This is a genomic window from Corallococcus sp. NCSPR001 (assembly GCF_017309135.1).
In the GTDB taxonomy this organism is placed as follows: domain Bacteria; phylum Myxococcota; class Myxococcia; order Myxococcales; family Myxococcaceae; genus Corallococcus.
This window is the reverse complement of record NZ_JAFIMS010000002.1, coordinates 7,662,700-7,688,100: the sequence shown is the minus strand read 5'-3', so window position 1 is coordinate 7,688,100 and position 25,401 is coordinate 7,662,700. Positions and strand designations below refer to the sequence as shown.

The window sequence follows — 25,401 nt, the reverse complement described above, 5'->3', positions numbered from 1 at the left end:
TCCCTGGAGACACTGTCACTTCGGGGAGCCCGGCCATGGACCTCCACGGCCGGGCTCCCTGTCACGCCGGGACTACAGACCGTCGTGGTAGCACCAGCCGGTGGTGCGGTCGTAGCCGCCACCGGACAGCGGGTAGTTGATGAAGCCCAGCTCCTCGCCCGGACCGCACTCCGACCGGGCGCGGGTGTAGGGCTGGCACTTCGTCGTCCCGTTCAGGCTGACGCACGCGCCGCGCGCCCCTTCCGTGCCGCAGAACTCGGCGTAGCTCTTGGTGCACGTCTCACCAATCAGGGCAGGGTCGAAGTCGAAGCCAATGGGCTCCAGGACCGACTGCTCGATGCACGTGCCGTAGACGCCGCAGATGGTCCCCGTGGGGCAGCCCGGAACCGCCGCCATCGGGTCGCACGTCTTCAGGCACTGCCGGTCCTCCGTGAACAGGTCCGAGCACGCGAAGCCCGGCGCGCAGTCCGTCGTCGCCGGGTGGTTGGCGTCCGCCGCGGGCGTACGGGTGCAGGCCGCGCCCTGTGTGCCCGTGCCCTGCGACTTCTCCAGCGTGCCATCATCCGCGAAGTAGTTGTCCGCCACGCAGGTGTGACCCGGCACGTTCGCCGTCCACGAGCCCTCGCGCGGATCGCAGCCCATGGGGCGCACGGTGTTCCAGGTCGCGTAGCGGATCCACTTGCACTCGCCACCCGGGACCACCGCGCTGCCCTTGTAGGGCGCGCTGAGCGGCGCCGCGTTCACCGACTCGCGCAGCGTCACGTTGAAGAGCACGCCCACCGACTGCTGCGGCGACACCTTGAGCGCCAGCAGCAGGGCGCCCGAGTCCGCCACGAACAGCTTCTGGCCCGCCGTGCCCGCGTCCTGGTAGCCGTAGACGCACTGCTCGCAGGTGAAGGTGTTGGCGCCTCCGGCCGCCAGGTCATGCACGCCCGTCGCCGTGTTCACGTCCAGCCGGATGAACGCCGTGTCCTTCAGCGCCGGGTCTCCCAGGCCGTTGAACGTGCCCTGATACGTCGGCTGCGCGCCGTACATCACCGGCGTCAGCTGGACGCCGTTCGACAGCGCGTTCATGGTGATTTCGGTACACCCCGCGGGTGGGGTGAGCTCATGCGCCTGCTGCTCCAGGACCTTCGCCTGCTCTTCCTGGTCGGGCGCTGGCTCCTGCGGCTGGGGCTCCACGGCACAGCCCGTCAGCGCCAGCACGGAAAGCACGGCACTCCAACGCCACGCACGAAACCCGAGGCTTCGAGTCGTCATTGTCATTCTCTTGGATGGTGGTTTTCAGGCTGTCAGGGGGAAAGACAGCCGATCCGGGGAGCCCGGATGCGTCAAGGATTACGTGAAGATGTCTTGAATTGACAATTCAATTCGACATTGCGGCGGGACTGTTATTGCCGTCGCATCCATTGCGTTCGGGATGGATTCAGAACGGAGCGCCGCGGGTGGTGACGCGCAGTTGCTGATGGTTGATGGCCACCGACAGCTTCGTGAGCAGCTCACGCAGCTGCGGCTGGGTCAGCTGCTCGCGCAGGGCCCTGAATTCATCGCGCTCCTGGTCGCCCCAACTCCTGGAGGCGAGGCCGTCCTCCAGGACGCGGCGGGCCTTCGCATAGGCCTCCACGTTTCCGGAAGGGATGGGAGGCGCGGGCTCCGGGCTGTCTGGCGGGGGTTGTGCCCGGGCCTCGGCCGTCGCGGTCTGGAACTCCTCCCGCACCACCCGGCGCAATTCCTCCTGGAGTGCCCTTGTGTCCAGCCCCGCCACGGCCACCGGCGCCGGGCGGGAAGGGCCCTCCAGACCCAGCTTCAATGCGCGCAGCTCCCGCTCCACGCCTTCACACCGTTGCGAGCGCTCCGCGTCCGGGGGGACCGCCGTGGAGGCGGTCCAACGGGCCATGCCGAAGCCGGCGCCCGCGGACGCCACGAGCGCCGCCAGGAACAAACCCCTGGATGTCATCGTCATGGTCCATTCTCCCTGGGGCCTACTTGGGTTCCAGGTAGGAGGCGTTCCGCATTTCGATGTCGGTACAGGTGCCCGTGCTGTCGTAGTACGCCTTGATGTAGGAGTCCGGCGAAGCGGCCTTGAGGATCTCGATCATGTTCCGGTCGAAGGTCGTGCAGGTCGCCATCGTCCCATTGGCGTCAAAAGCAAAGATGAAGCCGTAGTAGTAGTTGCTGCCGACATAGAAGCCGATGTCGATCGCTTGCCTGAAGTCCGAGCTGTTGCGGGCGCTCCCGAGGCTCCCCGCGAGGGTCTTGTTCGTCATGTTGATGACGACGGGGTTGGTGCCTTTATCCCCGGCCCAGGCGCTGCCGCTACCCGCGAGCATGGCCAGACCCAGTGCAATGGCAGCTTTCTTCTTGTGCATGATGTGTCTCCAGGATGTTGTGACAGGCCATGAAGCGCGGCGACGCCGCGCACCGGCCGGTGCTGCACATTTCCGTAGCAAGGGGGTCTGACATTGCTACGCATCCCGTGTGGCAATCCCGGAACATGAGAACTTGAGGCGCGTGCGACTTGTTGCTTCTGGTTCCGCTCCCGCAGCGCCCGGCACGGGTCGTCCTCCGGCATGGCCGGCGTGAACCAGACGTAGTCGTAGGGCAGGGTGGCGGCGCCAACGACAGCCGCGTAGTCCTGGGGGTTCAGCGCCTCCGGTGACACCTCCAGCAATGCCACGCTCAGCACGGTGACGTCCTTCACGCGGCGCTCCAGGTGCGCGGGGACGCCCCGGTCCTCGCGGACGTGGCCGTTGCCGGTGATGAGGATCGCGCCGTCCGCGGGCACGGTCTCCAGCAGCCGGTCCGCCATCATCGCGTCGCGCGCCCGCTGCGCCAGCGCCATGGGCTCCAGCATCTCCTGTGGAAGCTGTCCGCAGTGCGAACGGTCCAGCTCCTCCCGGACCGCCTTCGCCTCCGCCTCCGGCACGGGCGCCTCCAATCCCAGGCGCGAGCGCAGGTCGGAAGGGATTGCCTCCGGTCCCTTCATCACCAGCGCCCGCACCTGCGCGCGGGGCAGGTTGGCGGCGACGATGGGCAGGTGTGCCTGGAGGCCCGCGGCGAACACGGGCGCGTAGAGGTTGAAGCCGGGCCAGCCGCTGTTCGCCCAGTCCACCGCCTTCGCCAGTCCCTCCACGTCCTCCGGGTGGGCCTTCAGCGCCGCGTCCACGGCGGGCTGCTGCGTGACGTCCAGCATCTCGAAGGCGAGCGCGGGGCGCTGACCGGAGGCCGTCCTCGCGCGCACCAGCTCCGCCTGGAGCCGGTGGTGATCCGGGTGGTCGTGCCGCTCGCCCAGGAGCACGAAGCGCGCGGGCACCACGGCCGCGCGCAGGGCGCTCTCGTCCACGAAGCGGCCCCCCGCCACGTCCCAGATGCGCCCCACCAGCGGGTGGTCCTGGTGCAGCGTCGTGGCCCACTCCCGCGCGGGAGGAGGGGAGGGCTGCTGCCTGCTGGCGCAGCCGAGGGACAGCGCGAGGACGAGGGCGGTCGGGGTTCGCGTCATCCCGTCATCTCACCCAGCCCCCGCGTGGAATGCCCGCCTGAAAACGGCGAGGCCCCCGCTCCCGGACATTGCGCCCGGGGGGGCGACCGGCGGAGGCCCGCCTGCCTCCATGGGGAATGAGTGAGCGGGTTCGAGGCCCCTGCGTCGAGGAGCCCTGCTCGGTAGGCGACGGAAGGGGCCGTCCAGGTGGAATCCAGCGTTGAAGCGGGGGGCACGGCTGGCTACGTCCACATCAGGTTACCTCGTCCACGCGACCCGCACTCCTTGAGTCTCCCCTGAGCCGTCCGACGAACGAACAGAACGCGCCCCGGTCAGCGGAAGACGCGTCGGCCGCGCCTCGTCCCGAGGGATGGCTGGCGACATTGCGCGGCGGCAGCGTGATGGGGCGGCTCATCCTGGAGCGCGACTGGTCCGGGACGCCGCTGGGGCCCATTTCCTCGTGGCCGCCGACCCTGCGCACCCTGGTCAGCATGTGTCTGACGACGCGCTTCCCCATGTTCATCTACTGGGGGCCGGAGCGCGTGCAGCTCTACAACGACGCGGGCATCCCCATCATGGGCGCCAAGCACCCGGACCATGCCCTGGGGCCGCTGCGCGACGTCTTCCCGGAGCTGTGGCCCCACCTGAGGCCCATGTTCGACGCGCTGGAGCGCACGAAGCAGGCGAACTGGGCGGAGAGCCAGTCGCTGCCCATCCAGCGGGGTGGCTTCGCCGAGGAGGCCTACTTCACCTGGTCCTACACCCCGGTGCTGGATGACGACGGCGCGGTGGTGGGCTTCTACACGCCAGCCATGGAGACGACGGGGCAGGTCCTGGGGCAGCGGCGTCTGCGCACGCTGCACCTCCTCACCCAGCGCGCGGGCGGCACGGGCTCCGTGGAGGAGGCGTGCCGCGCCGGCCTGGACGCCCTGGCGGAGAACCCCGCCGACCTGCCCTTCACGTGGCTCTACGTCACGGACGCGGACGGCGCGCGGGCCTCGCTCGTGGGCTCCACCGGCATGGGGGCCCGGAGCGCTGCGGTGCCCGCGCACCTCGACCTGCGCGCGCAGGGGGACGGAGGGCCCGCGGGAGGGCTCCTGGCTCCGGTGGCCGCCACCCGCCAGGCCGCGCGGGTGGAGGACGTGAACGGGTGGCTGGACGCGCCGCTTCCGCCGGAGGCCGCGGAGCCGCCCCGGCCCGCCCTGGTGCTGCCGCTGCCGCACGCGGAAGGGGACCGCGACCTGGGCTTCCTGGTCGTGGGCCTGAGCCCGTTCCTGAACCCCGACGGCGAGTACCGGGGCTTCCTGGAGCTGGTGGCGGGGGCCCTGGCCACGGCCGCCTCCAGCGCTCGCGCGCGGCAGGAGGCCGTGGAGCGGATGGAGCGGCTCGCGGCGCTGGACCGGGCCAAGACGGCCTTCTTCAGCAATGTGAGCCACGAGTTCCGCACGCCCCTGACGCTGATGCTCGGGCCCGTGGAGGACGCGCTGTCTGACACGGCGGAGCCGCTGCCGCCGCGCCAGGCGGAGCGGCTGTCCCTGGTCCAGCGCAACGCCACCCGGCTGCTCAAGCTGGTCAACACGCTGCTCGACTTCACCCGGGCGGAGGCAGGACGCGTGCGCGCGGCCTTCCAGCCCACGGACCTGTCCGCCTTCACCGCGGAGCTGGTGAGCCAGTTCGAGTCCATCGCGAAGCGGGCCCAGCTCACCCTCACGCTCGACCTGCCGCCCCTGGCGGAGCCCGTCTGGGTGGACCGCGAGATGTGGGAGAAGGTTGTCTTCAACCTGCTCTCCAACGCGATGAAGTTCACCTTCGAGGGCGGCGTCCACGTCCAGCTGCGCGGCGAGGACGGCCAGGCGCGGCTTGCGGTCCGGGACACCGGCAGCGGCATCCCGGAGGCGGAGCTGCCGCACATCTTCGAGCGCTTCCACCGCGTGGAGAACGCCCGCTCGCGCAGCCACGAGGGCAGCGGCATTGGCCTGAGCCTGGTGCAGGAGCTGACGAAGCTGCACGGCGGCACCGTGGACGTGACGAGCACGCTGGGGCAGGGCACGACCTTCCGGGTCGCGGTGCCCCTGGGCACGGGCCACCTGCCGCGCGAGCAGCTCGTCCCCGAGGGCAAGGGGCTCGAGCACTCCGTGGCGCGGAGCGCGTCCGCCTACGTCGAGGAGATCCGCGGATGGCTGGGCACGGCGGCGGGCCAGGAGGAGGGGCCGCCAGTTCCGGAAAGTGTGCGGGCCACCCCGCTGCTGCCCCCCATGTCCGCCAGGGTGCTGGTGGTGGACGACAACGCGGACCTGCGCACGTACATCACGGGGCTGCTGGACGCGTCGGTGACGGTGGAGACGGCGGAGGACGGCTACGCCGCGCTCCAGGCCATCCGTGCGCATCCGCCCGACCTGGTGTTGAGCGACGTGATGATGCCGCGCCTGGGCGGCTTCGGCCTGCTGCGCGAGCTGCGCGCGGATCCCCGGCTGCGGGCCATCCCGTTCGTCCTCCTGTCGGCGCGCGCGGGCGAGGAGGCCTCGGTGGAGGGGCTGGAGGCGGGCGCGGATGACTACCTGGTGAAGCCCTTCTCCGCGCGCGAGCTGGCGGCGCGGGTGCGCACCCAACTGGAGATGGCGCGGGTGCGCCGGGAGGTGGCGGAGCTGTCGGCGCGCGAGGCGGTATTGCAGGACGCGGTCCGCGCGCGGGACGAGTTCCTGTCGGTGGTGAGCCACGAATTGAAGACGCCGCTGGCGGGCTTCCGCCTCCAGTTGGATCTCATCGAGCGGGGGCTGGGGCCGGACGTGCGCGCCCGGCTGGGCGAGCGGCTCCTGTTCACGCGGCGGCAGGTGCACCGGCTGGCCACGGTGGTGGAGACGCTGCTCGACATGTCCCAGCTGTCCTCGGGGCCGGTGCACCTGGACGTGGAGGACGTGGACCTCTCCGCGCTGGTGACGGAGGAGGTGGCCCAGGCACGCGAGGAATTGTGCCGCGAGGGCTGCGAGGTGACCGCCCGCGTCGCGGGCCCGGTGCGAGGCCGGTTCGACAAGGCGCGCCTGGAGCAGGTGGTGCAGGGGTTGCTGTCCAACGCGTTGAAGTACGGCGTGGGCAAGCCGGTGGAGGTGCACCTGGAGCAGGTGGGCCCGTCCGCGCGCCTGACGGTGGTGGACCACGGCATGGGCGTGCGCCCCGAGGACCGCGAGCGCATCTGGCAGCGCTTCGAGCGAGCCGTGTCCGTGCGCAACTTCGGAGGCCTGGGCCTGGGGCTGTGGATCGCCCGCCAGGTGGTGGAGGCCCACGGCGGCAGCGTCGGCGTGTCCGAGACGCCAGGGGGCGGCGCCACCTTCACGGTGTCACTGCCCCTGGACGGCCCGCGGCCCTGATGACAGGCATTGGCTGCCCGGACGGCTACTTGGAATCCACCACCAGCACCATCCACCGGTCGGTGGCGTGGTCGATGCGCACGTTGGCGGCGCCGGCCTCCTGGAGCTGCAGCACCACGCGCTCCAGGAACTGGAGCTGCTCCGCGGTCGCGTCCACGAACACGTTGCGCGAACCGGGGCCCTTCGCCTTCGGCTTCTTCGCCGGCGCCGCACCCGCGTGCAGCTCCGGAGCCGCCGCGGCCTTCAGCAGCGTCCCCGCGTCCTCCGCCGTCACCTCGGACCGCTCGTCCTGCACGTCCACGTCCTGCTCCTCCTTGGGGGCGGCGGCCGGAGCGGCGGGCTGCGAGGCCAGCTCCTTCTTCGCCTGTTCGCGCAGCTCGTTGAACGTGCGCAGGTTGATGGTGGCGCCGAAGCGGTCCTTGAAGCTCTCCAGGGCGTCCTGGCGGCTCAGGTCAGGCTGGTTGCGGAAGAGGTCGAGCAGGAACGCGTGACGCTCCTGCGACTGCTCCTGGGAAGTCCTGGGCATGGTGGTGTGGCTCCGGCGGTGTGGCCGCTTGAAGAAAGGCGGCGCACCCTATACCCGAGCCTCCCCCCGGAACGAAAGCCGGGGACCCGCTACCGCCCGCGAGGGCCCGGACGCGGCGTGCGGCCTCCACCCCGAGGCCCGGACGGACGCGGCTGCGCGGGCCGCGGCCACGCGTTCGTCGCCAGGCCCTCCTCCGCGTTCGAGCCTTCGGAGGAGCGGCGCAGGCGCGCGGCCTCCGCGGCGGACTCCGGCGGCACCAGCGCCTTGGGCCCCCGGCCAATGAGGTCCTCGCGCCCGGCCAGCTTCAGCGCCTCGCGCGCCAGCGGCCAGTGCTCCGGGTTCCAGTAGAGCAGGAGCGCCTTCTGCAGCCGCTTCTCGCGCAGGCCCTTCGCCGTGTACACGGGCTCCATCTTCAGCGGATCAAGCCCCGTGTAATACATGGCCGTGGCCACCGACATGGGCGTGGGGATGAAGTCCTGCACCTGGCGGGGCCGCTTGCCCTTCTCCTTCAGCCACTGCGCCAGCATCACCATGTCCTCCAGCGTGGAGCCGGGGTGGCCGCTGATGAAGTAGGCGATGTCGTACTGCTCCTTGCCCGCGTCCTCGCTGGCGCACGCGAACATGTGCTGGAAGCGCTCGAAGCTCTCGATGCCGGGCTTCTTCATCTTCTCCAGCACGCGCGGCGACACGTGCTCCGGCGCCACGGACAGCTGGCCGCCCACGTGGTGCGCCGCCAGCTCCTTCACGTACTCCGGCGAGCGCTCCGCCAGGTCGTACCGCACGCCGCTCGCGATGAAGACGTGCTTCACGCCCGGCTCCTCGCGCACCTGCTTCATCAGCGAGATGAGCGGGCCGTGGTCCGTCTGGAGGTTCTCGCACACGCCCGGGTGCACGCAGGACAGCTTGCGGCAGCGGCTCTCGATGTCCTCGCTCTTGCACTTGAGCTTGTACATGTTCGCCGTGGGCCCCCCCAGGTCCGTGATGGTCCCCCGGAAGTCCCCCATGCGCCGCAGCTCGCGCACCTCGCGCAGCACGCTCGCGGCGGAGCGGCTCTGGATGACGCGCCCCTCGTGCTCCGTGATGGAGCAGAAGGTGCAGCCGCCAAAGCACCCGCGCATCAGCACCACCGAGTGCTTCACCGTCTCGTAGGCGGGGATGGGCTCCTGGTACATGGGGTGCGGCACGCGGTTGAACTTCAAGTCGTACAGCTCATCCATGGCCACCGTGGCCGTGTCCCCGGGCTTCTGTCCGGCGCCGTCCTCCAGCGGCCGGGCGGGCGGGTTCATATAGATGGCGCGGTTGCCGTGGCGCTGCGCGATGGCGCGCGCGTTGCCGGGGTTGGTCTCCAGTTGGAAGTCCCGGCTCATCACCGCGAAGGCGCGCGTGTCCGCCACCACGTCCTCGTAGGAGGGCAGCACCACCACCTTGTCCTTGTCCGCCGCGCGCTTCGCCGGGTCCGCCTCCAGGACCTTCATCGCCGCGTCGTTGATGAGGTGCGCGGTGCCCCGGATGTCCTTCAGGTCCTCGATGCGCTCGCCCCGGTGGAGCCGGTCGGCGATCTCCCAGATGGGCCGCTCGCCCATGCCGAACACCAGCAGGTCCGCCTTGGCGTCGAAGAGGATGGAGCGGCGCACCTTCTCGCTCCAGTAGTCGAAGTGCGCGATGCGCCGCAGGCTGGCCTCGATGCCGCCCAGCACGATGGGCACGTCCGGGAAGGCCTCCCGGCAGCGCTGCGCGTAGACGATGGAGGCCCGGTCCGGCCGGCAGTTGGTGCGCCCGCCCGGGCTGTACTGGTCCTCCGAGCGGTTCTTCTTCTGGGCCGTCAGCCGGTTGAGCATCGAATCCAGGTTGCCCGCCGCCACCCCGAAGAACAGCCGGGGCGCCCCCAGGGCCTTGAAGGGCTCCGCCGAGTGCCAGTCCGGCTGGGGGATGAGCCCCACCTTGAAGCCCCGCCCCTCCAGGAAGCGCGCGATGAGCACCGGGCCGAAGGCCGGGTGGTCCACGTAGGCGTCGCCGCTCACGATGATGATGTCGCACTGCTCCCACCCCCGGGCCTGCATGTCGGCACGGGTGACGGGAAGGAACGGGTGGGCGTGACGCGGGGCGATGGAGGCCATGGCTTGGGTCCCCTCAACAGCGGGGGAAGGCCCAACCAACCCCATCAGGGCGGGCGCTGTCCACTGCGACGGCCGCCTGCCCCCCTGTTCCCCGAGAGACCGGCAACCCGTCAGGTCGTCCAAATCCAGACGCGGAGTGCACCGTTTCTCGACTCCTCGCAAAGACAGACAGCAGGGTCATTGGGGATCCAACAGGGTGTCTGTGTATACCTGGACCTGGGTACAGGCTTGCCCGTATTGCTAGAAAAATCCGGTTGTGGCAGAGAATTGTCCACGGGCCCGGCTGTCATTGTCTGGCGTCAGGGCTGCTCCCCTCATCCCCCGCACCGCCTTCTCATTGGAGAGAGTCATGTCCTTGCGCCGTCCTCTGTCGTTCTTTGCCTCCCTGCTGATGCTGGGCGGCTGTGGTGTGGAAACCCTGGAGGAGGGCGCGGGGCCGCGTCAGTCCAAGGCCGCGTTGCACACGGGCATCGACCTGGCGGCGACCGGGTTGGGCGTGACGTGTGATGACGGCCAGGTGGCGACGGTGACGGGCTTCATCGTCAACGAGGCGCCGACGGGCATCGACCCCTCGGTGGCGGGCATCTACGCCGGGGACCCGGCGGAGGGCGGCACGCTGCTGGCGACGGTGAATGTGCCGTGGCTGGTGGGTAAGGAGCGCTATGCCTTCGAGGCGGCGGTGCAGTTGCCGGAGGGCGTGCAGAAGCTGTTCGTGGTCGCGGACCACACGAACTTCTTCCCGGAGGACAGCGAGGAGAACAACACGGCGACGCTGACGCTGGCGGCGGGCGGCGGCTGTCTGGTGAACCAGGCGCCGGTGGCGCTGTGCAAGAACGTGACGGTGTCCGCGAACGCGTCGTGTGGGGCGTCCGCGTCCATCGACAATGGCTCGTATGATCCGGATGGCTTCCCGCAGCCCCTGAGCATCACGGCGAGCCCGGCGGGCCAGTACCCGGTGGGCACGACGCCGGTGACGCTCACGGTGTCGGACGGGATGGACTCGGCCACGTGCTCGGCCACGGTGACGGTGGTGGACGATGCCGCGCCGGTGGCCGGGGCGAGCAAGAACCTGGTCCTGGCCCGCACGCTGGGCGCGGACTACAAGACGGTGACCCTGGCGGACTGCGCGCAGCCGGCGGTGGACACCTGCGGCGGGACGCTGGACCTGCAGCAGTCGGCGTCCATCATCCGCGTGGAGTCGGACGAGTCCGAGGACGCGCTGTTCAGCCTGGCGCTCTTCAAGTGCCAGGACATCAAGCTGAGCGCGGACCGCAAGTCCGCGCAGCTGCGCGCGGAGTCCAGCCTGCTGGGCAACGGCCGCGTCTACACGATGGTGTACTCGGTGGCGGACGCGTCCGGGAACGCGACCCTCGGCACCTGCAAGGTGAAGGTGCCCAGCCTCCAGGGAATCCTCTCCGTGGGCGTGGGGCCCGTGTACTGCCAGGGCGACGGTTGCCCGGCGGGCACGGGCGGTGGGCTGCTCTGCCCGCTGCTGTAGTCGCCACGGAGCTCCAAGGCGGTGGATGACGGCCCGGGTCCGCGAGTGTGCGCGGCCCGGGCTGTCGTGCGTGAAGGGGGCTCGGGCTTCACCGGTGGTGCAGGCATGCGAGGGGGCCCCGCGTGCGTTGACGCAGATCGCTGCCTCCCCTAGCTTGGCCGGCTCCCGGCACCGCTCCTTTCCGAGGTGAGGAAGGGCCGCGCCGCGAGCACCCCGTATGATGCGCAGGACGGACGAGGAGTCGGGTCAGGGGGAGGCGCCGCGGGACGAGCGTGCTCCGGATGACCTCATGCCCGTGCTCCGCGTGGAGTACGACACCGACGTCCAGGAAGGCCAGACCGCGCCCGTGCTCCGGGTCCGCTCGTCATGGCCGCCGCGGGAGTGGGAGGACGCCGCGCCCGCGCCGAAGGTGACGGAAGTGAAGGGCAGGGCGTCCGCGAAGCCGAGGACGCTGACATTCAGGGAGCTGGACTCCGCGGCGCTGAAGTCCACGCCCCCCTCCCACCGCGTGAACCGCGCGCTTCCCCCGCGTCCCGCCGCCCAGGGGGAGCCTGGCGTGGCGGAGGACTCCGCGCCTTCGCGGGACCGCGAGTCGTCGCGACCGGCTGGAGCTGACACCGCCGAGGCGAACGCCGTCGCCACGGGCGCATCGACGAGAGCCCCCATCGGAGGGGAGGCTCTGCCTGGGGCTGGCATCGCCGAGGCGACTGCCGCGTTGGGGCGAGCTTCCATCGGGGAGGGTGCTCCGCGCCCTGCCGACGCTGGCCCAGCCCGCGCGCCGAACAACGAGGCGCTGGTAACGCCTGGAGTAGGGCCCTTCGGCGCGCACGTTGCTCCGCCCGCGCCGGACCTCGTCCGCGTGGACGACGTGGCGGACGCGCGTCCCCCGGAGGAAGCACCGGCCCGCGACGTGTCCGCCTCCGGCGACGTCACCCCCGCGGAGCGCGAGGCCATGCAGGCCGTCGTGTCCTCCGGGCGCCGCCGGGAACAGTGGGTGGCCCCCACGTACCTTCCGGAGGACCTGCGCGACGCGCTGGTGGCCGAGCGCAGCCAGTACCGCGCGCAGCGGCTCCAGGATGCACGCGAGGTGGGCATGGCCGGGCCCGGCGTGCTGGGCCTGGTGCCCGTTCCCGCCGCGGATCCGGACTGGTCCGGCGGCTCGCTGCTCGGCTTCCTGGGCGAGGAGCTGGTCTTCGCCGGGAACATCGTCCACCTGGACTTCGAGTCCGGCCGCGTCTTCGCCTCCTCCGACTCCGGAGAAGACCTGGACCGGCGCGTCCTCTCCTGCGAGCGCTGGTGCTACCGGCCCTACGACTTCGCGGAGGCCCTGTGCGCCGCCGCGGCCGCCTACGAGGACCGCGTCACCGACCTCTCCAACGCCCTGGCGCGAGCGAAGGGCGAGCTCCTCCCGTCCTCCCCGTCCCCCCGCGACGCGGAGCTCATCCCCGTGGACCGGCTGTGGCGCCAGCCGTGGGGCAGCATCTGGGGCCCTCCCGGCACCGGCAAGACCACCGCCGTCGCGGACCTCATCGCCCGCGCCCTGCGCGCCTACCCGCATGAGCGCATCCTCGCGGTGGCCCCCACCAACCGCGCCGCGGACGAGCTGGTGATGCGCGTCAGCGCCCTGCTGGAGCGCGACCCCATCCCCCTGCGCCCCCTGGCCCGCAGCATCTTCCGAGGCGGCACCGGCGCCAGCGAGGCCCTCCACAAGCTGCCCACCGTGGCGCTGGAGGAGAACAAGACGAGCAAGCTGCTCAACACCATCCAGGAGCGCGAACGCGAGCTCGCCCTGGAGCGGGCCCGGGGCGGCGCCGCGCCGGAGCTCGCCCGCATGCAGGCGGAGCTGCGCGGCCTGCGCGGCCGCGTGAAGGACCCCACGCTGAAGGAAGCGGAGAAGGGCGACAGCCCCCTCATGGTCCTCACCGTGCACCGCGCCCTGCGGCTGGTGTCGGAGCTGGAAGGCGAGGAGACCTTCCAGCGGCTCGTGGTGGACGAGGCCGGCATGGTGACGCGCGCGGCGACGGCGCTGCTGGCCCCGCTGGCCCGGCAGGTGACGCTCGCGGGAGACCCCAAGCAGATCGGCCCGGTGAGCCGCGCGGCGGAAGGGGCGGGGAAGGGCACCCAGACGTGGCTGCGCGCCAGCGCCCTGTCCCACCTGGAGGACGCGGTGAAGGACGCGGAGCGCCCGGACGTGCTGCTGCTGCGCACCCAGCACCGCATGCACCCGGACATCGCGAAGGTGGTGAGCCACTTCTGCTACGGCGGCGCGCTGGAGGACGGCGACCTCGTGAAGGACCGGGCCCAGAAGCCCCCGCCCGTGCCCGCCTTCCCGTCCCGCGCGATGTGGCTGGTGCTGGATGGCCTGAGCCGCGACACCCGCCGCCTCACGCACGGCCGGGGCGAGACGGGCTCCGGCTACCAGCGCGAGCTGTCCGCCGAGCTCGCCGTGACGCTGGCCCGCCAGGCCGTGCGCCTGGGCCTCACGGTGCTGTGCGTGACGCCCTACCGCGCGCAGGCGGCGCTGTTGCGCAAGCTGGGCAACGCGGCGGGCCTGCGCCACGACATGTTCAGCGCCTCCACCATCCACCGCCAGCAGGGCACCCAGTACGACGTGGTGATGGTGGACACCGTGGCCGGAGGCCGGCCCTTCCCGCCGCACACGCTGGTGCCCATCCTCAACGTCGCCGCCAGCCGCGCGAAGGAATACCTGCTGGTGCTCGCCTCGCGCGCGGAGGCCCGCGCCTCGCCCGTGCCCGCGCGCTTCCTGTCGCTGCTCCCCCGCGTGCGCGTCCACGCCGGCACGCCGCCGAAGCTGGAGCTGCTCGCCACCCAGCCGCGTCCCCCGCCTCCGCCCCCGCCGCCGCTGGTGCCCATGGGCCTGGGCGGCGAGATCGCGGGCGGCAGGGACACGGGGCCGCTCTTCACCCAGGAGCAGGTGTCCCTCTTCGAGCGCCGCTTCGACGACGGCCACCACCTGGTGCGCGGCGTGGCCGGCAGCGGCAAGACGTACGTGCTGGCGCACTGGGCCGCGCGCTACCTGCTGGAGAACCCGCGCGCCCGGGTGCTGGTGTCCTTCTACAACCGCTCGCTCGCGCCGCTCGTGGACAAGCTGCTCATGGAGGCGCTCACCGTGCGCGCCCCGGAGCAGGTGCGCGCGCTCAGGGCCCAGGTGACGGTGAAGCACGTGGGCGCGCTGCGGCGCCTGGAGCCGCACACCTTCGACGCCGTCTTCGTGGACGAGGCGCAGGACATGGACGCCCAGGGCCTGGCCGCCCTGCACGCGCTGGTGCGCCCCCGCGTGGGCGAGGACGGCCGCGAGTCCCGCTGCTTCCAGTTGTTCATGGACGACTCGCAGAACGTCTACGGCCAGGTGCCCATCGACAGCCTGAAGGAGCAGCTCCCCGAAGGGCTCTCCTTCCGGGGCCGCACCCGCGTGCTCAAGGAGACCTTCCGCGCCACGCGCGACATCCTCGACGTGGCCTTCAACGTCGTGCTGGACCCGCTGCGCCAGCACCGCGTCACCGACCCCGGCATGCGCGAGTACATGAAGGCCGGAGAGCTGGCCCGCGAGCGGCTCCTGTGGTTGCCGGAGGAGACGCTGGAGGGGCTCTACCGCGTGCAGTCCACCGAGCGCGGCGGCGTGCTGCCCCAGGTGAAGGACTTCGCCTCCAGCACCAGCGAGGCGCGCTGGGTGGCCAAGGAGATTGCCCGGCTGGTGCGCGAGGAGGGCGTCCACCCGGGCGACATCCTGGTGGTGGCGCCGGTGATGCCCGCGTCGTTCACGGACGCGCTGCGCAAGGCGGGCGTGCCCGCGGAGGCCTACGGCGGCAAGGGCGGACGGGACGTGACGGACTTCCGGGTGAGCGGCGTGGACCACGTGCGCGCCACCACGGTGTTCTCCTGCAAGGGCCACGAGTGCCCCGTCGTCTTCTTCGCGGGACTGGAGGCCCTGGACTCCATCGAGGCGTGGATGGCGGGCGCCCGCCAGCGCAACGAGCGCGAGAACGAACGCATCCGCCGCGCGATGTTCTACGTGGGGGCCACCCGCGCGATGAAGCGCCAGTACCTCACCGGCGTGCGGGGGGGCCGCTTCCTCCGGGTGGCCGCGTCCTACGTGGAGACGCTGTCCGGCCACCGCCCGGCGCCCTGAGACAGGGCGCGGGACTTGTTACATCCGCCAGCCGCCAGGCACGCCCGCGCTCTTGCCGAACGCCGGCTGCGCGTACACCTCGCGGAAGCGCGCACGCAGCAAATCGAACGTCTGCTGGAGGTCCGGCGCCGCGGCGCGCGTGTCCGGCAGCTGTCCGCCCATCCGCGCGAAGCAGCGGTTCATGGCGCCATCCAGCCACTGCGTCACGGCCGCGGTGTCCTGGTCCTGAAGCCGCTCGAACACGGACAGGGCGCGCTCCAGCGTCTCGCCGACCAGCTCCGTGGAGTCGACCGCACTCCCAGCGCAAAGCTTCGCGGCCCGAACCTCCAGGGCCGGACGATGCTTGCGAACAAACTCCCCGAAGGCATGCAGATTCACGGTGACCATTCTTAACCCTTCGCCCCCTCGATGTCAGAACGCCGGACGCGAAAATCCTTGGCTGCCGGACACCGCAAATCGTGTCGGTGGAAAAGGATGGTGGGATGAATCATGTATCACTCTCCGTCCTGGCAGGCGAGGGACCGGGAGCAGTTCCTCCAGGCCGTGGGTCGGGCGGGCCACCCGGTGGGAGTGGGCAGACCCAGGGGGGCCGCGTTGTTCTCCGGCGCGTTTCAAGGAAAGCGAGAGACATGCGGCGCACGGTGGAGCTGACGGACATGGCAGGGAATGACGAGGGGCCTCGTGTCCTCTTGTTGCCCGGGCTGGGCGCGCGTGGATCAGGCTTTCGTGAGCTCGCCCTGCGGCTGACGGACGTGGCGCGCCCCGTCATGGTCGAGTACCCGGAAGGCGAGCACGCCGCGTGCGGCGCGAGGGCGCTGGCGGAGCAGGTGCTGCGCGTCACGGGGACCGTGGACGCGGTGGTGGCCAGCTCCTTTGGCGGCATGGTGGCGGCGCACCTGGCCGCGGGCGGCGCGACGCGCGGCGTCGCATTCCTGGGGGCCTTCACCCGAACCGAGCACGTGGGGCCTCGCGGAAGGCTCATCGCGATGATGGGACCCATCGCGGTGCTGGGGCGCCCCGGACGCGTCGCGGCGTCGCTGGCGGCGTGGCGGCCGGTGGCCTCGCATCAGGTTGCGGACGTGGTGCCCACCACGGCGCTGGAGCGGCTGACGGCGCTGCGGCGCGCGTTCTCCATCCACGCGGAGCCGCCTCCGCCGGACCTGCGCCCGCTGAACGTGTCGTGTCTGTGCATCCAGGGGGACCGCGACGTGCTGGTGCCGCCGTCCTCGCTGGAGCGGCTGGCCGCGTCGCTGCCGGAGGGCACGCCCCGGCACCTGCTGCGCGGCGCGGGACACGTGCCCTATTTCTCGCACCCGGAAGCGTGCGCGCGGCTGCTCACGCCGTGGCTCCAGGCGCTCGCGCCCGCGGGACTCGCGGCGCTGTCGGCCCGGGGACTGACGCCGGACCTGGGCTCCGTGGCTTGACAGGGGGCGCGCGCGGGCAACGGATCCACCCGCCTGGCGGGGGGGTGTACGGATGCGGGCGCGGGAAGTAGTTTCGCCTCCGCCGATGTCGACCCGTCCCGTTCGCGCGCTCCTCTTCCTGTCCTTCCTGTCCACGGCCGCACAGGCCGCTCCGGAATCCGCTCCCGGGCTGACCGCCTCGCCCGTGCTGCCCACCGCACCGGCCCAGGCCGCCGCCCCGGCGCCCGCGCCGCGACGCACCGTCCTGTTGTTGGGGGACAGCCTCATCGCCACGGGCTTCGGGGAGTACCTCCAGAACCAGCTCGCCGCGCACCCCCGCATCCGCTGCGAGCGCCGCGCGAAGTCGTCCACGGGCCTCGCGCGCCCGGACTTCTTCGACTGGCTGGAGGTGGGCCAGCAGGAGGTCCAGCAGCACCAGCCGGACGTGGTGGTGGTCATCCTGGGCGGCAACGACGGGCAGGCCCTGCACACGCGGCAGGGGCGCGCCACCGTCGCCTGGGGCAAGCCGGACTGGCAGGGTGAATACCGCCAGCGGCTGACGGACTTCGTCACGGCCATCTCCGCGCCGGGCCGCAAGATTGTGTGGCTGGAGCTGCCCGCCACGGGCCGCCAGCGCTTCGAGCAGAAGCTCACGGTCATCCGCGACCTGCAGCGGGAGGTCATCGCCGGGCGCGGGGACGCGGTGCACCTGGACACGCGGCCCTACTTCACCGACGCGCGCGGCAAGGCGCTGAAGCAGGCCCGCGTGGAGGGCTTCCGCAAGCCCATGCGCCTGCGCATGACGGACGGCGTGCACTTCACCGTGGCCGGCGGACGCTACTTCGCGAACAAGGTGTACCCGGAGGTGCTGGGCGTACTGGGCCTGGAGCACGCGGCGCCCGAGGAGCAGCACACCTCGCGCCCCGCCGCCGCGCCGGTGAAGCCGGCGATGCAGGCCCTGGCCCCGGTGGCCCCGGAAGCCCCCATGAAGCCGTAGCGCGGCCTCCCCGCGTCAGGAGTGTCGCGGCCAGGAACTCTCGCCGCTCGCGTCGGGACGCAGCCTGCGCACGGCGCGCAGGAGCAGCTCCTCGTCGCGCGGGTTGGCCAGGAAGCCGCGCGCCTCCAGCTTGCGCGCCCGCTCGAAGCCCTCGTCGTCCGACGTCCCGTGGACGATGAGCGCGCCCTCGATGTGGACCTCTCCCGCGAGCAGCCCCTCCATGGCCTGGAGGGGGGCGAGCACCACGTCGGTGTCCCGCGTGTGCAGCACCTCCAGCGGCGTGGCCACGCGCGACGGGATGCCGCTGCGCGCCAGCGTGCGGGAGATGAGCACCGCGGTGACGGGTGGCCAGCCGTAGAGCATCAGCGGCGGGCTGGGCACGGTGGGACGGCGCGACTCCTGCGCGGCCCCGGCCGTCTCCCGGATGCCATAGAGGGCGCTGAGCGCGCGGGACAGGGCGCTGTCGGAGGCCAGGTGCGGCTCCACGCGCGCCTTGCCGGACACGGCCCGCACGTCATCCACCGCGTCCAGGGACAGCGGCGCCGGCACGGCCAGGTGCAGGACCTCCTTGTCCTCGCGCGTCTCCAGCCGCAGCGGCACCACGCCGTACTGCCGGGCGATGCGCGCGGGCACCAGGGTCGTCAGCGCGCGGTCGAGCGGATGCCGGTCCAGGTCCACGGCTTCCACGTCGAACTGGATGGCGAGCCCGCGCAGGACGTCCGCCTCCGTGCACACTCCCTCGCTCACCAGGGCGCGGCCCAGGGGGACATGGACCTCGTGGTGGTGCACCAGCCCCAAGCGGAGCTGGCCTTTGTCGACCACTCCCAGCTCCAGGAGGATCTCCCCCAACGGGCGTCTGGTTCCGATTTCCATGCCCACTCAACGTGGCAACCGGCCCCGCACGCGACGACGGTCGGACGGGGGCCCGGCCGGCCGGCCGCCCTCAAGACGCGTGAAGAGGAAAGAGCGCCTCGTAGGTCTCCGGCTTGAAGCCCACCGCGACGGCGTCCTTCGTGACGAGCACGGGCCGCTTCACCAGCTTCCCGTCCTTCGCCAGCCACTCCACCAGCTCCGCGTCCGAGGCCGCGTCCACCTTCGCCTTGCCCAGCGCGCGGTAGCTCTGGCCGCTGGTGTTGAGCCACTTGCGCACGGACACGCCGCTCTTCGAAATCCACTGGCGCAGCTCCGCCACGGTGGGCGGCTCGTCCACGATGGGGCGCACGCGGTGGGCCACGCCCCGCGCCTCCAGCCACTTCAGCGCCTTTCTACAGGTGTCACAGCCGGCGTACGCCAGCACGAGGATGTCGTCGGACATGCGCGGGCTTCTAACAGACCGCCAGGCATCACGGCGCATGTCTCCCCGCACGGAGGGCAGGCGGGCCGCCGTGCTTCAGGACCTGCCCCACGGGGCCGCGAAGCGCATCCTTTTCCAAAGGCATCCCATTCCCAGGAAGGAGACGCATGGAGGGCACTCGCGCCGAACCCATCCCCACCCTGGATGAGCCGCTGGACGTACCAGCGAAGCGCCGTCGGGGCTGGTGGATTCCCGGGGTGCTGGTGCTCGTGGCGCTCCTGGCGTTCATCTTCTCGCGGCACAACGAGGAGCGGCAGTTCCTGGAGCTCCTGCGGCAGGCCCGGCCCGCGTGGCTGCTGGTGGCCGCCGCGTGCCAGGTGGGCACCTACCTGTGCGTGGCGGGCATCTGGTGGATGGTCCTGCACCGCTCGCGCATCAAGACGCCGCTCTGGTCGCTGGCGCGGCTGTCCTTGATGAAGCTCGCGTTCGACCAGGTGATTCCCACCGGCGGCGTGGGCGGGTCGCTGCTCGTGGGACGCGGCCTTCGCCGCGAGGGCGCGAGCCCCGGCACCGCCGCGGGGGCGGTGCTGCTCACGGTGCTGTGCTTCTACGTCGCGCAGGCGCTGGGCGTGGGCGTGAGCCTCTACTTCCTCTGGCGCAGGTCAGAGCTGAGCGATTGGATCCAATGGCTCGTCACCGGCTTCGGCGTGGTGGCGTTGATCATCCCGCTGGGCATCCTCTGGGCCACGCGGCACCGCGAGTGGAAGCCGGGCCGCTTCGCCCGGCGCATCCCGTCCCTGGGCACCCTGCTCAAGGCCATCGCGGAGGTGCCGCCCGGCATGCTGCTCAACCCCGGCCTGCTCGCGCGCGGCGTCCTGCTGCAACTGGGCGTCTACGTGCTGGACGCGGCCACGCTGGGCGCCATGCTCCAGGCCCTGGGACAGCAGGTCCCCCTGAGCACCGTGTTCGTCAGCTTCATGGTGGCCTCCATGGCGGAGACGGTGTCCATCATCCCCGGCGGCGTGGGCACCTACGAGGCCGCGTCCGTGGGCATGCTCAACCTCTTCGGCGTCCCGGTGGAGGCGGCGCTCGCGGGCACGCTGCTCCTGCGCGGCTTCACGCTCTGGCTGCCACTGCTCCCCGGCCTGTACCTCTTGCGCCACACCTTCCGCCGCCGCCCCGCGCCCGGTGGGCAGGCAGGCTGACTTCGCCGGAAGTCGAGGAAGGTCCCACGCCCCCGCCACCACTTCCCGTGGCCGCCCGTCTTGCGCGATGGTTCGCCTGGAGCGTGGCAGACACAGGAAGCGAGAGCGAAGCACGCATGAACCTGGGCCCGGCGCTGTTCCTCCACCCCGGCGTGAAGGTCCGGCCGTGTGAGTGGGGCATGGGCGTCTTCACCGACGCCTTCATCGCCGCGGGCGATGTCATCGAGGAGTGCCACTACCTCAAGGTCCCGCAGCGCCAGTGCCGGGGCGAACCACTCGACGACTATGTTTTCGAGATCCGCTGGCACCGCCACGAGGCGCCCCGCGAGGGGGACTGGGTCGCGCTCGTGATGGGCTACGGCATGATCTACAATCACGCCAGCGACCCCAACGCGTCCTACAGTCGAGCGGAGGATCGCGATGTGTTCCGTTATCACGCACTGCGGGACATCCACCCTGGTGAGCAGATCTTCATCAGCTACGGAGCGCACTGGTGGAAGGCGCGGGGTGAGGAAGTTCCTCCCTGAGTCGCGCGCGCACCGTGTGCGCACCTGACCGGTGCGTTCGCACTTCATGCTCCGTGAGTGCGGCTTCTTCCTCGGGGAAGCCCGGAAACGTCCTGAAATGAATTCAACCGTGTCCGCGTGGGGAGCAACCAGTACAATGCGGACCGCCTGTGCGCCGGTGCTTCGGGCCGCGCGGATGCGAGGAATGCCAGACATCATGCCATTGCGTCGTTTCTACCTATCCTCCGCTCTCGTGCTGTCCGCCTCCGCCTGCACCGGCAACATCGGTGGGCAGGACGCGGAGCCTGAAAGCGCGGCGGCACCCGCGCGGGTGCGCCGGCTGACGCGCGACGAGTACAACAAGTCCGCCTCCGCGGTGCTGGGCACCGAGGTCGACATCGCCCAGGGCTTCGCCGCCGAGGACACCATCCTCGGCTTCTCCACTCACGAGCGGCTCCAGGTGACGTCGCTCCTGGCGGACCAACTCGACACCGCCGCGGTGACGCTGGCGGAGCAGGGCAGGTCACAGCTGAGTGACCTCTACGCGTGCCCCAAGGGCAAGACGCAGGACGAGTGCGCGCGCGCCTTCATCCAGCGCGTGGGTGAGCGCGCCTTCCGCCGGCCGGTGACGGCGGAGGAGGAGGCGGACCTGCTGGCCCTCTTCAATGAAGGCATGAAGGGCGGCACCATGGGGACGGGCGCGGAGCTGGTGCTCCAGGCGCTCTTCTCCTCGTCGTCCTTCCTGTACCGCACGGAGCTGGGGCCGGAGGGCGGCCGCAAGGGCCAGGTGGTGGAGCTGACCGCCTACGAGCTCGCCTCCGAGCTGTCCTTCATGGTGACCGGTGGACCTCCGGACGCCACGCTGCTCGCGTCCGCCAAGGCCGGCACGCTGTCCTCGCCCGACGAGCGCGAGGCCCAGGCGCGCCGCCTGCTCAAGACGGAGGCCGCGCAGAAGAAGCTGCGCCAGTTCTTCGTGGAGTGGCTGGGGCTGGGCGGCCTGGCCAAGGTCAACAAGAACAACCTGGTGTACCCGGACTTCAGCGTGGACTTCCGCGACTCCATGGTCCGCGAGCGCGACGCCTTCGTCGACTTCATCGTGAAGGAGCACTCGGGCTCCGTGCAGGAGCTCTTGAGCGCCAACTACTCGTTCGTGGACGAGACGCTGGCGAACTTCTACGGCGAGCTGGAGCGCACCAACGTGGATGACGACACGGGCCTGGGCCGGGTGACGCTGCCGCCGGAGCGCCTGGGCATCCTCACGCAGGCGGGCGTGATGTCCACGTACGCCCACTTCGACTCGTCCTCGCCCATCAAGCGCGGCAAGTTCGTGCTCACGCGCCTCTTGTGCCGCACGGTGCCCGCGCCGCCGGCCAACGTGTCCACCATTCCCCCGGCCCTGTCGGAGAACGCCACCACCCGCGAGCGCTTCGCGGCGCACACCAACAACCCCGCGTGCGCCAGCTGCCACAAGACCATCGACCCCATGGGCTTCGGCATGGAGGACTTCGATGGCCTGGGCCAGCACCGCACGGAGGAGAACGACAAGAGGGTGGACGCCAGCGGCGCGGTGATTGCCAGGGACGGCACCACCAACCTGGGCAGCTTCACCGGCGGCGCGCAGTTGGCGCGCTACCTGACGACGAGCGAGGAGCTGGCCAACTGCGTGCCCTTGCAGTTCATGCGCTACGCCATGGGGCGTGACGAGCACGCCTCGGACGCGGAGCTGCTCGCCGCCATGCGCACGGGCCCCTACCGCACGGACCGCCTGAAGATCTCCGAAGCGATGATCAGCCTGGTGCGTTCGTCTTCCTTCACCCAGCGGCGTCTGCCCACCCGTTGAGCTTTGACCTCCATGCCCCGCGACTTCTCCCGACGCAGCATCCTGAAGCTCCTGTCCGGCACGGCCATGGCGGCGCCCTTCGCGCACCTGCTCACCAGCTCCGTGGCCGAAGCGGCGGACGCCGCGCCCCTGCGCTTCATCGCCCTGTTCACCCCTCACGGCCTGCTGCCGGAGTACTGGGTGCCCAAGGGCAATGACACCAGCTTCAACATCGACTTCGAGAACTCCGTCCTCCAGCCGCTCCAGCGCCACCGGGACAAGCTCCTGGTGCTGGATGGCCTGGACTACCGCGTCCTCTATGAGCACGGCCGCACCGGCCACGAGGGCGGCCCCGTCACCTTCCTCACCGGCAGCCAGGTGGAGGTGTCCAGCGGCGACGAGCTGCCCTCCGGCCCGTCCCTGGACCAGGTGATTGGCAACGCGGTGGGCGGCGCCACCCAGTTCCGCTCGCTGCAGCTGCACGCCTTCGAGCAGTTCGGCGCCCAGCACGTCTACAACAGCATCTCCTTCACGGAGAACGGCTCGCGCGTGCCGTTCGAGCTGAACCCCGCCAACGTCTACAAGCGCCTCTTCGGCAGCATGGGCGGCTCCGCGGCGGAGGCGCAGGCCATCCTGTCCAAGCGCAAGAGCCTCTTGGACTACCTCATCAAGGACGCCACCCGGCTGAAGTCGCGGCTGGCGGCCGCGGAGGGCACCAAGCTGGACACGCACCTGGCGGCGCTGCGCGACATCGAGCGGCGGCTCACCAACTCGGGCGCGCTCAACTGCTCCGCGCCGGAGAAGCCCGCCAACACCGACCTGGGCGACATCAACAACATGCCCGCCCTCACCGAATTGCACATGGACCTCATCGCCCGTGCGTTCGCGTGTGATTTGACGCGCGTGGTGACCATGACCATCCCCGGGCCGTCCATGCCGTGGATTGGCATCGACGAGGACATCCACAACGACATCGCCCACCGCACGGACACCCAGTCGGAGCCGGCGCGCACCGAAATCCGCCTGCGCATGGTGGCGGTGCAGCGGTGGTACTCCGAACAGGTGGCGCGGCTGATGGACACGCTCAAGTCCATCCCGGAGGGCAGCGGTACGGTGCTCGACAACACCGTCATCCTGTGGGGGAACGAGCTGGGGGACGCCGCCGGTCACATGAACGTGTCCATCCCCACGGTGCTGGCGGGCGGCGCGGGCGGGAAGTTCCGCATGGGCCGCATGCTGTCCCTGCGCCCCGGCAAGGACCCGCTGGGCTCGTGGGAGGGCCCGGGCAAGCCGCTGCTGGGCGCGGTGGAGCACAACAAGCTGCTCACCACCCTTGCCCAGGCCTTCGGCGTCAACGTGGACCGCTTCGGCCACGAGGACTACGTGGGCACGCTCAACCTCACCTAGCGCCGCCTGGCGGCCTGGAGCGGCCCCTGGAAAAGACAACGGGAGCGGACCCCTGGGGCCCGCTCCCGTTTTCATTTCAGCGAAGCGGTGGTGGGGACTACCCGCCGAGCGCGCCGTTGATGAGGGGCGCGAGGATGCTCATGCCCGCGTCCTCGTTGTTGTAGTTGTTGGCCGGCTCGTAGATGCGGATGCGCTGGTTGTTGTTGATGAAGCGCGACAGGAAGACGTCCATGGGGACGAACTCGCTGTGGCAGGCCCAGGACTGCCACGGGCTGTCGATGTACTCGTACCAGTACTTCTTCTCCATCCGCTGGCAGGCGTGCGCGCCCACGAAGGTGATGATGGTGCTGCAGTGGCTGGCGTTGATGGCGCGGTGGTGCGGGATGAAATAGCTGAAGTTGTTGTACTTGTTCAGCTCGGTCACGAACGCATCCTGGTCCTGCTTCCAGTACGCGTGGACGGACGCCTCGTCGTTGGGCGTCTTGAAGCGCTCATACGAATAGCGCGAGTAGTTGTAGTCCATCGTGTAGCCCGTGTACGCGAGCTGATCGTTCGGGAACTCCGTGGCCACCATCTTGTTGATGGAGCCCATGTCGTTGATGTTGAAGCTGGCCGGCAGGGTGCTGAACACGGAGTCCAGGTTCCACGAAGAGCGGATCTGGTTGTGCAGCGGGCGCGACAGGGAGTTCGCGTTCGGCGCCATGAAGATGGGGCCGGAGTCGTTGATCATGTACCCCTTGGCCGGGTTGATGGCCTTGCGGATGAAGTAGTACCCGGCGGAGGTGGACGTGCCGCCCGCGCTGTAGCCCGTCACCAGCAGCTTCTGCACGCTGGGGAACTGCTGCTTGGCGTAGTTCGCCGCGGCCAGCGTGTTGTTGTAGCCGTTGTGGTACCAGGTCAGCGGCGCCTGGCCGCCGGTGGTATCCGTGTAGACCTTGGCGTTGTTGCCAATGTGCACGTCGCCCGTGCAGTACGGCAGGTAGACGATGTTCCAGCCCTTGGTGACGATGTCCTTGCGGTCGCGGAAGGGCAGGCCCGGGTCCGCCCCGTTGACGATGGGGGACACGTACTTGGCCGTGAACTGCGTCATGTAGTCGTCGGAGATGCCGTTGGGGTTCGCCGCGCCCAGGATGCCCAGGCGGCCGCTACAGGAATCGTAGTCCCAGCACGCGCCACCGCCCTCCATCATGAACAGCAGGTTGGGCGAGCCCGTCTTGTGCACGAAGAACTTGTACTGCGAGCCGTTGCCACACTTCAGGCCGGGCAGCGTCACCTTCTGCCAGGGGTAGGTGTTGCCGCCGTCCACCAGCACGTCGACGATGCCTTCCACCAGCACTTCGGCATGCGCGGCGCCCACGGGGGCGGAGAGGGCCAGAAGGCTCATCCAGAGAAAACTTCTCATGCGGCTTCCTCCAAAGGGGGAGTAGGGAGTGGGGTTGCGGCCCGGGATGATACGTTTTTGTTTATCAGCCGGAAGCGGGGAAACTTCGCTTGCGGTGAAAATAGTGAATTCCATGTCGGGTGCAGCATTCCATCCGAAACGATTGGGATTGCCGTCCTGCGTCAGCCAGGAGTTGGGAATTGACGCGCCACGGCATGTTTTAAATGTATCAATTGCGCGGTGCGTTGCCCGCGG

Annotated in this window: 19 protein-coding genes; 9 read left to right on the top strand and 10 right to left on the bottom strand. The window is 70.5% G+C overall.

Going from position 1 to position 25,401, the window contains the following annotated elements; genetic code table 11:
- Positions 1–72 precede the first annotated feature (72 nt).
- From JYJ93_RS32695 to JYJ93_RS32680, 4 genes are all read right to left on the bottom strand, one after another.
- Positions 73–1,260 (bottom strand): hypothetical protein, encoded by a 1,188-nt coding sequence (locus JYJ93_RS32695; protein ID WP_242544008.1) that lies wholly within the window; start codon positions 1,258–1,260, stop codon positions 73–75.
- A gap of 166 nt (positions 1,261–1,426) precedes the next feature.
- Positions 1,427–1,963: a hypothetical protein gene (locus JYJ93_RS32690; protein ID WP_206798475.1), complete on the bottom strand. Its 537-nt coding sequence runs from the start codon at positions 1,961–1,963 to the stop codon at positions 1,427–1,429.
- A 19-nt stretch (positions 1,964–1,982) separates the two neighbouring features.
- Positions 1,983–2,369: a hypothetical protein gene (locus tag JYJ93_RS32685; protein ID WP_206798474.1), complete on the bottom strand. Its 387-nt coding sequence runs from the start codon at positions 2,367–2,369 to the stop codon at positions 1,983–1,985.
- On the bottom strand, positions 2,264–3,499 hold the full coding sequence (locus tag JYJ93_RS32680) for a ChaN family lipoprotein (RefSeq protein ID WP_242544007.1): 1,236 nt from the start codon (positions 3,497–3,499) through the stop codon (positions 2,264–2,266). Before JYJ93_RS32680 ends, JYJ93_RS32685 begins: the two co-directional genes overlap by 106 nt.
- 380 nt (positions 3,500–3,879) lie before the next feature.
- On the opposite strand from JYJ93_RS32680, the gene JYJ93_RS40705 reads away from it, so the two are divergent.
- The gene (locus JYJ93_RS40705) at positions 3,880–6,843 is read left to right on the top strand and encodes an ATP-binding protein (RefSeq protein WP_269013102.1); all 2,964 of its coding nucleotides are present in this window, start codon (positions 3,880–3,882) and stop codon (positions 6,841–6,843) included.
- Between the two features lie 25 nt (positions 6,844–6,868).
- Here JYJ93_RS40705 and JYJ93_RS32670 read toward each other — a convergent pair whose 3' ends face one another.
- Together JYJ93_RS32670 and JYJ93_RS32665 are read right to left on the bottom strand one after the other, a co-directional pair.
- Complete coding sequence (locus JYJ93_RS32670) at positions 6,869–7,369, bottom strand: hypothetical protein (RefSeq protein ID WP_206798472.1); 501 nt, start codon at positions 7,367–7,369, stop codon at positions 6,869–6,871.
- Positions 7,370–7,458: 89 nt separating this feature from the next.
- Complete coding sequence (locus JYJ93_RS32665) at positions 7,459–9,486, bottom strand: YgiQ family radical SAM protein (protein ID WP_206798471.1); 2,028 nt, start codon at positions 9,484–9,486, stop codon at positions 7,459–7,461.
- Between the two features lie 349 nt (positions 9,487–9,835).
- Here JYJ93_RS32665 and JYJ93_RS32660 point away from each other — a divergent pair, with 349 nt between their 5' ends.
- Positions 9,836–10,984, top strand: coding sequence for a hypothetical protein (locus JYJ93_RS32660; protein ID WP_206798470.1), 1,149 nt, complete (start codon positions 9,836–9,838; stop codon positions 10,982–10,984).
- A 217-nt stretch (positions 10,985–11,201) separates the two neighbouring features.
- On the top strand, positions 11,202–15,134 hold the full coding sequence (locus JYJ93_RS32655; RefSeq protein ID WP_206798469.1) for an AAA family ATPase: 3,933 nt from the start codon (positions 11,202–11,204) through the stop codon (positions 15,132–15,134).
- Positions 15,135–15,152: 18 nt separating this feature from the next.
- On the opposite strand, the gene JYJ93_RS32650 is transcribed toward JYJ93_RS32655, so the two are convergent.
- Positions 15,153–15,512, bottom strand: a complete 360-nt coding sequence (locus tag JYJ93_RS32650) for a hypothetical protein (RefSeq protein ID WP_206798468.1) — start codon at positions 15,510–15,512, stop codon at positions 15,153–15,155.
- Positions 15,513–15,763: 251 nt separating this feature from the next.
- Here JYJ93_RS32650 and JYJ93_RS32645 point away from each other — a divergent pair, with 251 nt between their 5' ends.
- Both JYJ93_RS32645 and JYJ93_RS32640 read left to right on the top strand, forming a co-directional pair.
- Complete coding sequence (locus JYJ93_RS32645; RefSeq protein ID WP_206798467.1) at positions 15,764–16,558, top strand: alpha/beta hydrolase; 795 nt, start codon at positions 15,764–15,766, stop codon at positions 16,556–16,558.
- An 85-nt stretch (positions 16,559–16,643) separates the two neighbouring features.
- On the top strand, positions 16,644–17,534 hold the full coding sequence (locus JYJ93_RS32640) for a DUF459 domain-containing protein (RefSeq protein ID WP_206798466.1): 891 nt from the start codon (positions 16,644–16,646) through the stop codon (positions 17,532–17,534).
- 15 nt (positions 17,535–17,549) lie between these two features.
- Here the strand turns inward: JYJ93_RS32640 and JYJ93_RS32635 are convergent, their stop codons facing one another.
- Both JYJ93_RS32635 and JYJ93_RS32630 read right to left on the bottom strand, forming a co-directional pair.
- The gene (locus tag JYJ93_RS32635; protein ID WP_206798465.1) at positions 17,550–18,407 is read right to left on the bottom strand and encodes a general secretion pathway protein GspE; all 858 of its coding nucleotides are present in this window, start codon (positions 18,405–18,407) and stop codon (positions 17,550–17,552) included.
- A 70-nt stretch (positions 18,408–18,477) separates the two neighbouring features.
- Positions 18,478–18,849, bottom strand: coding sequence for a Spx/MgsR family RNA polymerase-binding regulatory protein (locus JYJ93_RS32630; RefSeq protein WP_206798464.1), 372 nt, complete (start codon positions 18,847–18,849; stop codon positions 18,478–18,480).
- A 146-nt stretch (positions 18,850–18,995) separates the two neighbouring features.
- On the opposite strand from JYJ93_RS32630, the gene JYJ93_RS32625 reads away from it, so the two are divergent.
- The 4 genes from JYJ93_RS32625 to JYJ93_RS32610 all read left to right on the top strand — a co-directional run bounded on the left by JYJ93_RS32625 (position 18,996) and on the right by JYJ93_RS32610 (position 23,765).
- Complete coding sequence (locus JYJ93_RS32625) at positions 18,996–20,033, top strand: lysylphosphatidylglycerol synthase transmembrane domain-containing protein (protein ID WP_206798463.1); 1,038 nt, start codon at positions 18,996–18,998, stop codon at positions 20,031–20,033.
- Between the two features lie 116 nt (positions 20,034–20,149).
- On the top strand, positions 20,150–20,560 hold the full coding sequence (locus tag JYJ93_RS32620) for an SET domain-containing protein-lysine N-methyltransferase (RefSeq protein ID WP_206798462.1): 411 nt from the start codon (positions 20,150–20,152) through the stop codon (positions 20,558–20,560).
- 196 nt (positions 20,561–20,756) lie between these two features.
- On the top strand, positions 20,757–22,379 hold the full coding sequence (locus JYJ93_RS32615) for a DUF1592 domain-containing protein (RefSeq protein ID WP_242544006.1): 1,623 nt from the start codon (positions 20,757–20,759) through the stop codon (positions 22,377–22,379).
- Positions 22,380–22,391: 12 nt separating this feature from the next.
- The gene (locus JYJ93_RS32610; RefSeq protein WP_206798460.1) at positions 22,392–23,765 is read left to right on the top strand and encodes a DUF1552 domain-containing protein; all 1,374 of its coding nucleotides are present in this window, start codon (positions 22,392–22,394) and stop codon (positions 23,763–23,765) included.
- Positions 23,766–23,862: 97 nt separating this feature from the next.
- Here the strand turns inward: JYJ93_RS32610 and JYJ93_RS32605 are convergent, their stop codons facing one another.
- A complete protein-coding gene (locus JYJ93_RS32605; protein ID WP_206798459.1) occupies positions 23,863–25,167 on the bottom strand; it encodes a pectin acetylesterase-family hydrolase in 1,305 nt (434 codons plus the stop codon).
- Positions 25,168–25,401 lie beyond the last annotated feature (234 nt).